Annotated in this window: 12 protein-coding genes; 8 read left to right on the top strand and 4 right to left on the bottom strand. The window is 46.6% G+C overall.

Annotated elements, in window-relative coordinates; genetic code table 11:
- Nucleotides 1-16: 16 nt before the first annotated feature.
- From IB222_RS09240 to IB222_RS09230, 3 genes are read right to left on the bottom strand one after another with little or no spacing between them, the layout of a single operon-like run.
- Nucleotides 17-700, bottom strand: coding sequence for a YecA family protein (locus IB222_RS09240; protein WP_149384295.1), 684 nt, complete (start codon nucleotides 698-700; stop codon nucleotides 17-19).
- Nucleotides 697-1,950: a restriction endonuclease subunit S gene (locus IB222_RS09235; RefSeq protein WP_149384296.1), complete on the bottom strand. Its 1,254-nt coding sequence runs from the start codon at nucleotides 1,948-1,950 to the stop codon at nucleotides 697-699. Before IB222_RS09235 ends, IB222_RS09240 begins: the two co-directional genes overlap by 4 nt.
- Nucleotides 1,940-3,463 carry a type I restriction-modification system subunit M gene (locus tag IB222_RS09230; RefSeq protein WP_149384297.1) on the bottom strand — a complete coding sequence of 508 codons (1,524 nt, stop codon included), beginning with the start codon at nucleotides 3,461-3,463 and terminating at the stop codon, nucleotides 1,940-1,942. Before IB222_RS09230 ends, IB222_RS09235 begins: the two co-directional genes overlap by 11 nt.
- 305 nt (nucleotides 3,464-3,768) lie before the next feature.
- On the opposite strand from IB222_RS09230, the gene IB222_RS09225 reads away from it, so the two are divergent.
- The 8 genes from IB222_RS09225 (at nucleotide 3,769) to IB222_RS09190 (ending at nucleotide 12,337) form a co-directional block, all read left to right on the top strand.
- Entirely contained in the window at nucleotides 3,769-4,944 is a 1,176-nt protein-coding gene (locus IB222_RS09225; RefSeq protein ID WP_149384298.1) for a hypothetical protein, read from the top strand.
- A 159-nt stretch (nucleotides 4,945-5,103) separates the two neighbouring features.
- Entirely contained in the window at nucleotides 5,104-6,225 is a 1,122-nt protein-coding gene (locus IB222_RS09220) for a site-specific integrase (RefSeq protein ID WP_023314381.1), read from the top strand.
- Between the two features lie 160 nt (nucleotides 6,226-6,385).
- On the top strand, nucleotides 6,386-6,574 hold the full coding sequence (locus IB222_RS09215) for a helix-turn-helix domain-containing protein (RefSeq protein WP_071701764.1): 189 nt from the start codon (nucleotides 6,386-6,388) through the stop codon (nucleotides 6,572-6,574).
- A gap of 31 nt (nucleotides 6,575-6,605) precedes the next feature.
- Nucleotides 6,606-7,208 carry a hypothetical protein gene (locus IB222_RS09210; protein WP_149384299.1) on the top strand — a complete coding sequence of 201 codons (603 nt, stop codon included), beginning with the start codon at nucleotides 6,606-6,608 and terminating at the stop codon, nucleotides 7,206-7,208.
- Between the two features lie 68 nt (nucleotides 7,209-7,276).
- A complete protein-coding gene (locus IB222_RS09205) occupies nucleotides 7,277-9,868 on the top strand; it encodes a DNA polymerase (RefSeq protein WP_223240805.1) in 2,592 nt (863 codons plus the stop codon).
- 262 nt (nucleotides 9,869-10,130) lie between these two features.
- Nucleotides 10,131-11,057, top strand: a complete 927-nt coding sequence (locus IB222_RS09200) for a WYL domain-containing protein (protein ID WP_149384301.1) — start codon at nucleotides 10,131-10,133, stop codon at nucleotides 11,055-11,057.
- Nucleotides 11,050-11,457, top strand: coding sequence for a hypothetical protein (locus IB222_RS09195; RefSeq protein WP_021536926.1), 408 nt, complete (start codon nucleotides 11,050-11,052; stop codon nucleotides 11,455-11,457). The genes IB222_RS09200 and IB222_RS09195 overlap by 8 nt, the downstream gene beginning before the upstream one ends.
- Entirely contained in the window at nucleotides 11,450-12,337 is an 888-nt protein-coding gene (locus IB222_RS09190; protein WP_149384302.1) for a GTPase, read from the top strand. Before IB222_RS09195 ends, IB222_RS09190 begins: the two co-directional genes overlap by 8 nt.
- Nucleotides 12,338-12,396: 59 nt before the next feature.
- Here the strand turns inward: IB222_RS09190 and IB222_RS09185 are convergent, their stop codons facing one another.
- Nucleotides 12,397-12,789, bottom strand: coding sequence for a hypothetical protein (locus tag IB222_RS09185; protein ID WP_097428800.1), 393 nt, complete (start codon nucleotides 12,787-12,789; stop codon nucleotides 12,397-12,399).
- Nucleotides 12,790-12,829 lie beyond the last annotated feature (40 nt).

The raw sequence follows: 12,829 nt of genomic DNA, 5'->3' as shown, positions 1-12,829 counted from the left end.
GTCACATGAAGATTCATCAATGCAGACAGCACTTCTTAAATTTTTTACCGCTGCCACACGGACACGGGTCATTTCGCCCGGGCATATTTTCTGCCCCCTTCACTGGAACAGGCCGGGATGATGCCTCTGACATTCTCACTGACAACCAGTACTGATAAAGTGCCAGTGCAGCAGGCTGAATAAGGGAAATACTTTTCTCAAACTGCTCTCCGGTCATTTTCTCAAGTACAGGAAAATTCTTCTCCACGCCATGAAGAGCGATCACTTCCAGAGAAGGCCGTAACTCACCGGGAAGACCAGACCAGTCATCCAGTGACTTTCCTTTCATATAACCAAAACACCACTCTTCCACAATGGTATATTTTTCCCCCTTTACCTCACGCTCATTGAAAATCGGCTCAAACAGTTCAGGGGCGTCATAAAGGCAACCAGCGATATCGTTCATATGCTGAAAACACAGCCCCACAAAACGCGTCATCTCTTTTTCGGTGGTCCAGCGAGGGTGGTAATCACCTCGCCCCCAGATAGCACTGAGCCAGGTATTAGGGGAAATCGTATTCGGGCCAGAGACAACCGCCGTCAGGAAGCCATCCAGCTCAGAGAAACAGAGTACAGAGTCATCATTGCCGTATTTCAGCAACACCTCTTCCAGCCAGTCGATTTCCCGGTCAATCAGCGGCCCGCTTTTCGTCAGTTTCATACGGCAACCGCCTCATCCACTTTCACCCGACGTTTCCCGGTCAGTAACTGCTGCATCAGCGCTTTTTTCTCGTCTTTGAGGCAGGCGAGTTTTTTCTCCAGGATGGAGATTTCAGCATCGGCAGCGGACAGGACGGAGGCGATTTTTTGTTGTTCTAATCTTTCAGGTATAAAGACTTTGAAAGTTTTGATATCTGTAGTCGATATACTTGCTTGGTTTACAGCACTTTTGGCATAAGTTTTAGCATATTTTTTTCCAACTTGTGAATTTAGAAGATGGAATAAAAACAAACTGTTATTTTGCATTTTGGTTCTGAGAAGGAGAAGATTCATACCATGATAAAGGGGTTTATCATCATTAAAATATGCCACTCGACCTATATGTTCCAAGCTATTAATATGACTATATAGGATATCGCCTAAATTGAGTTTGAAGCGTCTGGTGTTATCACAATCAGGTGCCCAGCCCACTTTTTCAAAGTTAACTCTACCAGTAGAGATGGTTTCAATACGAGTAACAGGTAATCCGTCCAAACTGTTGGCATCATAAGTAAGTCCATTACTCACTTTTTCGAAAACATCTCCAAGTTCAACTTGTTTCCACTCCCTACTAAACCTCACCCCATTCTCATCCAGCAACCGTTTATTCCCGGTAAGCAATTGTTGCATCAGGGCTTTTTTCTGCCGCTGACTATTGGCGAGCAGCTTTTCCGTCACTGAAATCGCGTTATCCCAGGTTGACAGGATTTGGGCGATTTTCTTTTGCTCAACGATAGGAGGGAGCAACAAAGGCATTTTTTCAAGGGATGCTTTGTTTAGCTTGTACCTACCCGCCCCTTGCCGACTCAAGAAACTGAAAATGTCCCTATGCATAAAATAGTAGTAAAACCATTCTCTTGAGGCCTCTTTCGTTCCTTCAATAATATGAGCATGGTTATTAACTGTACATTTCCCATCCACCAACTGCGTCATTGAATGTTTTTCAAACTTCAGGAAGTGATCACCATCTTCTCCAATCAAAGCATAACTTCCATCTTGTTCAAAAGTGCCAATATAACCTTGGATCTTAGTCGGTCCGTAATAAGGATAGTTGCCCGGACTCATACTACGTTCTTCTTCGCTAATCGGCTTCCGTAAGTTATTACGGATGCAAAACGCCTTACCTACATAAGTGAATTGCCACCCGTGAGGCACGCTTTTAATTCTTGCCTGCATCAATTCTAGTTGATTTATCTCGTAATTAAACGCCATAACCCAACTCCTTCAGATAACCTGCCATCTCTGTTTCCAGTTTCGCCAGTTCCGTTTTCAATTCCTCCCGCTCAGCGCGAACGTCCAGCAAATCGATCTCTTCCTCTTCCTCAAAGGTATCAACATAACGAGGGATATTGAGGTTATAGTCGTTGTCCTGAATCTCCTTCAGGCTGGCAAGATAGGCGTATTTCTCGACGTTATCGCCATCACGGTAGGTCTTGACGATTTTCTTAATGTTTTCTTCGCTAAGCTGGTTCTGGTTTTTACCTGCCTTGAATTCACGGCTGGCATCGATAAACAGCACCTTGTCATCAACTTTCTGCTTTTTGAAAATCAGAATCGCAGCAGGAATCCCCGTACCGTAGAACAATTTCTCTGGTAGACCAATCACCGCATCCAGCAGATTTTCATCAATCAGTTTCTGCCTAATTTTGCCTTCGCTGGAGCCACGGAACAGCACACCGTGTGGCACCACCACGCCCATACGGCCAGTTCCCGGTTTCAGGGTTTCGATCATATGCGAGATAAAAGCGTAATCTCCTTTAGTCTTCGGCGGTACACCGCGACGAAAACGGCCAAACTTATCGTTCTCGGCCTCGTCATGGCCCCACTTATCGAGGCTGAACGGTGGGTTAGCGGTCACGATATCAAACAGCATCAGGTCGCCATTTTTATCGAGCAGCTTCGGGTTACGAATGGTATCGCCCCACTCGATTTTATGGTTGTCTTCCCCGTGCAGGAACATATTCATTTTCGCCAGCGACCACGTAGAACCGATCGCTTCCTGACCGAACAATGCATAGTTACGACTATCATGCCCGGAGACAATTTTACGCCCACACTTCATCAATAATGAACCGGAACCACAGGCTGGATCGCAGATGGTATCACCCGGTTGCGGATCGAGCAGTTCTGCAATCAGGTCCGAAACTTCCGGCGGGGTATAGAACTCCCCGGCTTTCTGCCCACCGCTGGCGGCAAAGTTTTTGATCAGGTATTCGTAAGCATTGCCGATAACGTCCAGCGTACCGACACGACTCGGCTTCAGGTTGAGATCTTCACCGGCGAAGTCTTCCAGTAGCTGACGCAGGATGGTGTTTTTCTGTTTTTCTTCGCCAAGACGATCGGTGTTAAACGAAATATCCTGGAACACGCTTTTCCCGGCATCTTTCAGTTTGGTGCCGTTGGCTTCTTCGATGGCATGCAATGCCTGATCGATACGCTCACCGTTACCCGGCTCATGACGGCGCTCATAAAGTGCGTAAAAACTGGCGCTTTTCGGCAACACAAAGCGCTCATTCGCCATCATGGCTTCAATCAGCTCCGGCGCATCACCATACTGTTCTTTATAATCATCATAGTGATCCTGCCAGACATCTGAAATGTACTTGAGGAACAGCATGGTAAGGATAAAGTCTTTATAGGTGTCAGCACTGATGGTGCCACGGAACGTATCGCACGCGGCCCACAGGGCTTTGTTGATCGTGTCCTGACTGATTTTGTCGTTCATGAATCATCCTGGTATGAAGAAAAGCTAGCGATGCAGGGCTTTGCATCCTAAAAAATTGTGGTAAATGATACCTCAAGAAACGCCCCTGGACACACCTGAATCACAGTATCTTTACGGGAATTGTCCACCTGATACCGACAGATGACTTACGGATGCCCTTATGCTTACAAGCTTGTAAATTCTAATGATATTAGCAGGATAGACTCAATGTAAACTATGGTGTAAAACTGCCGTTGGGGTAATGTTATACTCCCTTAACTCTCACCAGCCGCCCTACTCGGCATTGCATCACAAGGGGCTTAACTATGTTCGAAACTTATCTGGGCCTTACCAACCGCGACGCCAAAAATGCCAGTCTTCTCGAAAAGTATCAGCCGGATATTGACGCCCTGTGTGAACGCTTCTCTAAAGAAGGCTTGCTAAATTTGATGACCGTAACTGATCAAAATAACGACAGGCAGATGAAACCCGCCAGTGGGATAGTTGATGTCATCAGCTCATTGGCCGAAAACTCTAATCAGATTAGTTTTTTTCAGGATGTGGCTATTCTGAAAGAATGGTGCACGCAACAAAGCCGGGAATTTTATCAATTAGCACTAAAGATTTATGCTGATGAATCAGAGTATCAGAATAGAATACCTGGAAGAGTAATAAGACGGATAAAAAAATTCATAGACAGGGGATGGGCTAATGATCATATTCCCCACCCTCTTTTACGTTCTTTTCTGAATGTACTGGATGATATGCAGGATCCCCATACCTTCCATGATTATCCTGACAATAAAACTGGCATTAATACATTCAATAAATTCGTAGAAGAACATCCTAAAGCAGTCACTGAGTATTTAACTTCTGAAATCTGGTTGAATAGCATTCCCAAAGACCTGCTCCTTAAGGCTAAGAGCCGCAACGAACGTGAGAACGTTGGAATGTGCAATAAATGCAAGGAGCGTGAGGAACGCATGCGAGTTTCCTGGCTGGTATTCTCTATTTTTTGTGCAAAAAATTATTTTCATTTAATCATTTCAACTCTTGATTCCATGCAGCGCAAAGATATTATATGTACCACTAAACTTCATCATCATAAGATGATTCCGTTAATTACATTAGCGATACTACCTTATATCGTAATGGTCCCTGTCATATCAAAAAACCAATACAACATTACGATTACCTGTCCTGATGAATTCATTGTAAAAAATGTGATCCCGTTCGGCAAAGCCAATTTGACAGGCTATAAAAAAGATACTGAACAACTCTTTCGTAAGCTCTATATTTATATAGCTTTGCTCATCAACCCGAAATGGGCTCCTACCGCTAATGAATTAATCTCTTTTCTTAAAGGTAGCAACGAGAAAATAACAGGATCACTTAATTTTAAATCCACATCCAGAAATCTCAACTCGAAAACCAATAATATAAGCTCACTGGGCAGGACCGAATATACAAAAAAACTGCTCAAAAGGGCGAAAAACAAATAAGCACAGAAGCAATGACTGTATAGAACGGTGCACGTCATTGCCTGCTTTGTCATTTTTACTTACCAGACCTCTCTCCCGTAAAAATTCACACGATGAGCTGTGAAAGCCATACAGATGATTATTGTGTATTTTTCCTTGAAAATTTACAGGAGAGATACAATGCCCATTATCGATATCCGCTTCAGCCATAAATCACTGTCTCAGCTACCTCATCCACCTGCCGGGTGTCAGGAATACCGCGATACTTTGTGTCCCCATCTCAGGGCACTCGTATATCCAAAACGGATCACACTCGCCCTTCGCTGTACAATTAAAAACAAACGCATCTACGAAACCCTCGGTACTTTCCCTCTTCTCAGTGTGGATGCTGCCCGTCAATACGTTCAACAACTGCTGACTGATAAGCACCGGCTTCAAATGCAATCACATTCGCATACTATTGAGCATGCTGTTAATAGCCTGTGGCTTCCTGATATGCGCTTGTATAAAAAAAGCCCCCAGTCTGAACTTTCCAAACTCCATCGCTATATCCTGCCCAGTTGGGGTAGCCGCCAGCTGCACGATATTACTGCTGGCGAAATAGAGTTGTATGCTGCATCCCTTCGAGAACAATTGCGCCCGGCAACCATCAACCGCATTCTGGCCATTCTGTCAAAAATATACACTCTTGCTGTCAGAGCCGGTTGGATCACCCACTCCCCAATGGGGCACGTTCGCTATCTTAAAGAAAATAATATTCGCTATCGCACCCTTTCTGACACCGAGATCCGGTTATTTATAGACGCTGCAAAAAACCTGCAAACCCCGGCCGCCGATGCGATCCTACTTGCGCTCTATACCGGCATGCGTATTGGTGAAGTCTGTACGTTGAATTGGGATTATTGGTACCCTGACCAGAATCAGCTGATCCTGCCCGATACCAAATCGGGGCACCCGTTTACCTGCCCACTTGCAACTCCTGCCTTTAATCTGATTCGAAAACAACAACAACTGGCACTCAGTACAACGTATATCTTTCCGCAAATTACAGATACCACCAGACCACTGGGTTATCCGCGTGGAACCTTTTCCCGTATATGCCGGGATGCTGGAATAAGTGGTTTACGTATACATGATCTCCGCCGGACCTTTGCGACTCGTGTGCTGCACGAAACCGGTGACATCGACATGACCTCCCGCCTGCTGAATCATCATTCGCTCTCGGTCACCCGGCGTTATGCTTTCCACAACACCACGGCAATGCAGAGCATTGCCAGTCAGGTTATTGATAAATATGAGTAAAAACTTTAGTTCAATAAGAAAAAATATTGACGATATGAGCTGTGAATGAAATTGGTTAGCTGTGCGCATATCGTTGATGTGCGCACTGCTGCCAGGCCCGGCAGCAAGTTGCAGGACCGAATAACCGGTTCAATAAACCCGAGAACAGGAAGCACAACTCATGTATATCAACTCCAGGCAACTTGCCGCCCGCTGGGGTATTTCACCCAGCACGATTGCCAGCGACATCACCCGTAACCCGACCAAGCTCCCTCCGTTTATCCGACTGGGTCGAGCCATCCGCTTTCCCATAGCTGAGGTGGAGGCCTGGGAACGGCAGCAACTCACGAACATCCAAATTTCACGTTAATAACATTACTTCCTGATAAGGCGAAAAAATTATGACAACCTCAACAACACTCAGCACTGATTACCTGGTGAACTCAAGCGATAAGCTCATCCCTGTCTCTGATGTCAGTGGCATCGGTATCGTTGAAAACCGTCTGTACTTTATTGGCCGGGCAAGCCGCGCACTGCACATTGAGCATTTTGATTCGGACGAGGCTGCGAAAGCCACATTTACCGTCTATGCCAGCATTTTCAAAAGCGGTCTGTCTGACGAGGCTATTTACGAAGGTAATCACTGCATTGCCCGACTGAGATTCGTATACGGCATCAGCCTGTTTCAGAAAGACGAGCAGGCTATCCTGATGCTGATTAACCGCTATGGCGGCACCCTCGTCAGTGAATCAGCCAAATCTGACACTCTTGATGATGCATTTCAGGAACTGGCTACCGCTCTTGGCGGTCGCGAATATGAATCAATGCGCTTCCGTTGGTTACATGCAAATTGCCTTCTCTCCTCGCGACTCCTGCCGATGGTAGAAAAGACCCCGAATGGCGTGGTTATCAAGGTAAACGATAACTTCGTTTCATTCGTCGCGACCATTGATGATGGACATAAAGAGCAACTTTTTGCGGATATTCGCACAGCCCTTGCCTGATTTCCCCTTAATTAGCGGTGTCGATAGTGACACCGCTCACCTGAATAAGAAAAACACTTATGTTTGACATGAATGCACTGCTCGCGAATGCGGCTGGCGTGACGCAATCTGGCTCCAGACCTGCTAAAACACTTGATAGTTTCCCGTTAATACCGCAAAAATCAAAAAAACGGCTGGACGTCAGCAGCCAGTTACATCTTGATATCGGCTTTGACACTGAATACGTCTATAACCCTGCAACAAAACAAAACGACATTCTGTCTTATCAGAGTTATGTCGTGCTGCCTGATGGAACGGGTGTTCCCGGAATCCTGTACCCCGCCAGCGCCCACAAAAAAGATCGCCTGTCGCTGAAAAACTTTCTCGCGAAAACCCTGACGCCGCTATTGAAGAATGAGCAGATTAACGAATGGCCGGGTTCGATTACGCTGTATGCTCATTTCCTGCGGGCTGATGTTGCCTCGTTTTCCGATTTCTGGAGCGATCACAAAATACTGCTGAAAGGAATTCGCAGCACTGTCAGCAGTTTTAAAAATCGCTACGGTATTGATTTTGATGAAGTCGAAACTCGTCGTGAAAAAAACAGCCTAATCATGTTTGATAAACGGACCAGCCCGCCCCGTTGCAGCAATGTGACGTTCACCGATACGTTGTTGATCACGCCGGGTGGGATGGGGCTGGCGGAATGTGGCCAATTACTTGGCCTGCCGAAACTCACCATCCCAGCACCTTATTCAATCAGCGATATGCGCCAGTATTTAAAAGGCGATCGACGCGGTTTCGAAGCTTATGCAGTTCGTGATGCCGAAATTGCCGTGCGCTATGCCTTACAGGTGAAATCGTTCTGCACTGAAAGTCTGATGATTGAGCGCGTCCCCACCACGATTGGTGCGATGGCTGTTTCCCGGTTTCTCAAGACCATTAAGGAAAGCGGCCAGTCTCCTGAAGTCTGTATGGGTACCCGGACAATATCGCAACAGTGCTGGAATCCGGATACTCATGGATTCAGAACGTTAAAATCGACGCAGAGTATACCCGCAAGGGAACTCTATGAGACGTTCGCCATCAACTGCTATCACGGCGGTCGAAATGAGTGCTTTATGATGGGCATCACCCCTGAAAGCCAATGGTATGACTACGATTTGGCAGGCGCATACACCACTGGCCTGTTAGATGTTTTGCAACCCGATTATGACAATCTTTATACGAGCCAAAATCCTGAGGAATTTTGCGGACATACCATGGGATTTGCGCTGGTCAGTTTTCGGTTCCCCGACATGGTACGCTACCCCTGTCTGCCTGTCAGAACCGACCAGTACGGATTGTTTTTCCCTTTGACAGGCGAGTCTTGGGCGACCGCCCCGGAAATAGCCCTCGCACTGTCTCTGGGTGCGGAAATAGCTATTCAGCACGGTATTATAATCCCATGGCGTCAATATAAATCTGATAATGCCTCGTCCCCGACAAAACCAGCAAGCTCCGTGTTTTTACCCTTTGTGCAACAGGTTCGCGAAAATCGTAATCGCCATGATAAAGGGTCTCTGGAGGAGAAATTCTGGAAAGAGATCGGAAATTCTTTGTATGGAAAACTTGCTCAGGGTCTTCACGCAAAGACTGCATTTGATACCGCCCGTGGGCTGAACAGCCCTCTGCCGCCTTCGTCAGTCACCCAGCCATTCTTTGCTGCACATGTCACGGGATTTGTCCGCGCGGTGGTGGGCGAGTTGATGAATACACTTCCCCCGAATACAACCGTGGTCAGTGTGACTACAGATGGTTTTCTGACAGATGCCTCTACCGAGAATATCGATATGTCTGGTCCGTTATCGTCACGTTTTCAGGCGTTATGTGACATTGCGGATCCGGGCTCGTCTATGCTGACCTGTAAACATCAGGTCCGACAACTTGTCGCCATGAAAACCCGGGGACAGTTGACCTATAAAGAACTTGCAGGCTACCCAATCGTACACGCCCGTGCAGGAGTTAAACCCCCTGCTGATATTCCACGCGACGACTATAACCGCTATATGGTGGACCTCTATCTTAACAGGGCTCCGGGTCAGAAGCTTCGCAGGGGCTCTCTCATTTCAACCCGTGACATGTGGTTGAATGAAAGCGACCTTGTCGCCGTTGAATCGGATATCCGGTTAAATCTTGAGTTCGACTTTAAGCGCCAACTGATCGCCCCAACGATGAATGATGGCCATTTGTTGATGTATTCCCGTCCGTGGAATGATATAGCGCAGGCACTTAAGCAACGCCAGCTTTTTGATGACTGGCGGCAGACACATACCCTGAAAGACGAATCCGACTGGGAGGACTGGTGTGATTTTCTCTATTGCAGAAACATTTTTACCCCTCTGAAACTGAAAGTAGGACAAAATCGAAGCGATGACGTCCTTGTTCGCCTTTTCCTGCGGGCCCTGGCTCAATATCAATGGGGGCTTACGCCGGACGACAGAAAGCGACAAACCAGTGTGGAGATAGCTGCATGGCTGGTCGAGGCAGGCTACTCTGTGACACCCAGCGATGTAAAAAATGCAGGTCGGGCTAAGCTCCCACCCATTATCTTTGATTCCCTGACTGCCCGAATGAATCTCCTGATGGACCTTATAAAGCTGGTATATCCCGGCTTCGCATTGCCCTCGGCCGTGTTGTAAATCCTTCACGCTGAATACCTGTTTGCTAAGCCCACTCTCCCTGTCGTGGGCTTTACTGTTTGGGGGTAATGAGGCACTGGTAATAAAGCTGCTTCCCGCAACCACCACAACATGGACAGGTTGAGTCCACAAAAACCATACAGAAAATATATCACTGAATTTTATGGTTTTTATTTTTTAGAAATCCTGCTTCAGCCTGGACTCATCTTGTCCAGCACCCTGCTGAAAATATCCTTCCAGCTTCAATTGATTGGATGCCTGAATGGATAAGCATGACAAACTTGGGTATCGCCTTGGATTGATACTGACTCGCCTTAACAACGGTGAATCAGTCACGGTGAGTGGGCTCGCTGAAGAGTTTAATGTCTGTGATAAGACCATCCGGCGTGACCTTACGCAGCGACTGGCTTATCTCAACCTTCTTCGCAGTGGTAAGAAATATCATCTTCCCGTTGGTGTTCTGGGACAGCGCAGCAATACTGACTTGCGCCGCTTTACGTGTATTCTGGGTATTGAAGGGTTATTTCCACGCTGGGATGACCGCCTGTTAGGCATATTGCTGGGCAATGCCGAAAATAATCCGTTTCTGATCAAACAGCGTCCCTACGAAAATTGTGGGGTTTTTATGTCTACGTTGAATACATTGTCAGACGCGATTCGCGGCAGCAAAAAAATAAGCTTTATGTATAAAGCGAAAAGTTACAGCGCCATTGAACCCTATCGTCTCGTCAGTGACAGAGGGATCTGGTATCTCGCTGCCATTGAGGGAGGAGTGCTGAAAAGTTTCGTCATTTCAGCGATGAAACAGGTTCTCCCCAGTAACATGTCATTTGCCATGTCGCCGGAAATTCATCTGCAAATCGAGAATGCGGAAAGTATCTGGTATGGCGCAGAGCTTACTGAAGTACTGATGTCAGTTTCTGCACGTGTAGCCCCGTGGTTCTTGCGCCGCGCGCTGTTGCCGGGTCAGGAAATTATTCACACTTCCGCAAGCGGTGATTTGCTCGTGATTTCACGGGTGGCTCACTTCGGCCAAATTATCCCTCTCATCAAATACTGGATGCCCGAGGTTGAAGTTCTAAAACCAGCATCGATTCGTAATCAGGTTACGCAAGACATACGCCTTGCCCTGAAACGATACGAGCAGAATGAAAGTACGGAATCAACCGGAGATACCTCTAATGAATAAAGATGAAAAAGCGCTCGAGAATTTTTTCGAAAACATAGCAACGGACTTACTCAGCGGTCTTCTTGACGCCAATGATAATGAACAGAATGCGCATCTTAAAGCCTGGCTTGACGCGCCATTCAATGTAGTTCCCGAAAACCTACTCAGGCATGCCGAGATGATTTGCAATCACTTCAGTGCTGGTGAAAACGGTCATTTGTTAATGCACGGTATTGATGATCAACTGGCCGCAATGAACCTTTCCCGCAAGGAACGCTTCAGCCCTATGAAAAAAGGGATCGTCGGTTACGCGGCACCCCGTGATCTGGAAAAAGTGAATGCCTTGCTAAAAGTAATTATTTCTTATTACGAGTGTGCGTTAATTAAAGCGAGAATGGAGAATGGTGCTCAAGATGAATAATACAGAAACTAAAAATCGAAATCCTGTGAAGGATGCTCTTGAAATATTACCTGAAAATATCAGGGACAGTATTGCCCGACGCATCAATGACGTTATCAGTTATGAGCCGGTCATTGGCATTATGGGAAAGACCGGAGCCGGGAAGTCCAGCTTATGTAATGCGATTTTTAAGGGTGATATTTGTGCAGTCAGCGATGTCGCCGCCTGTACCCGTGAAACGCAGGAAATGCGCATCCAGTTTGGCAAACGCTCAGTGCGGTTGATTGATATTCCGGGTGTGGGCGAAAATGCTGAGCGTGACGCTGAATATGAACAACTTTATCGTGATCTGTTACCACAGCTGGATCTGGTTCTCTGGGTGATTAAAGGCGATGATCGCGCCTTTTCTGCGGATGAACATTTCTACAAAAATGTGCTGGCCCCTGCTGGCGGTGAGGCTAAAACACTGTTTGTGCTTAATCAGGTCGACAAAATTGAGCCATTCCGTGAGTGGGATGTTGACAACGCCCGGCCTTCTCCATCCCAGATGCAAAATATCCTCGATAAAGAAGCATATATCACACAGCGATTTGGGTTTACTGACCATCCGGTGATCGCTGTCGCCGCCAGTGAGGGATACAATGTGACCCATTTGGTGGAGGCAATGGTTCGTGCGCTCCCAAAGCACGCTCAAAGCGGCGTCGCTTCTCAGGTGAGAGACGAGCACAAAACCCGTACAGTTACAGAAGAGGCAACGGAAGGATTTGGTGATACCGTTGATCGCGTTCTTGATGATATTATTGATAATACCCTGCCAGCGCCTTTGCGCGTGGTGGTGAAAGCTGCCAAAAAAGCTGTAGTCAGTGGATTGAAAAAAGCCTGGAACTGGATCTTTGACTAACATCGCTAAAAAAAGTAACGGGAGCAGCTGCTCCCGAATTGTTTACACCTCGTTATTCATCAGAATTTTACAATCCCTGCTTTAATTGCAAGACGGACACATTTATTAGCCTCCTGCATAATGACGTCCTGCGGATATCTGTTCACTTCCCTATACCCATCAGATTTAGCCATACTGCCTTCCATTCCGGCATTATCAAGAATGGCCTTCCAGGCATCCCGAACTTTCTTTGAGTCTTTTTCACCTACGCCACCGGAGAGCGTTCCAAATAGCTCTTTGGCATTGCTGTTGAGATTTTTGTATTCCGCTGCATTTGGATCCAGTAACATCGCCATTTGGGTTGACTGGCGGGTTGCTTCATAACAACGTCCTGCTGTATCAAGCGAAACAGAAGCGGCTATTGAGGTGACAGGTATAATGGCCACAAGACTTCCCGTAATTATATTTTTCATATCATGATTATCCACTTAGGTGCGCGAAGTTATCTGTTCT

It is taken from the genome of Citrobacter sp. C13 (assembly GCF_014596815.2).
Taxonomy (GTDB): Bacteria; Pseudomonadota; Gammaproteobacteria; order Enterobacterales; family Enterobacteriaceae; genus Citrobacter; species Citrobacter portucalensis.
This window is presented reverse-complemented; position numbering and strand designations above follow the sequence as displayed.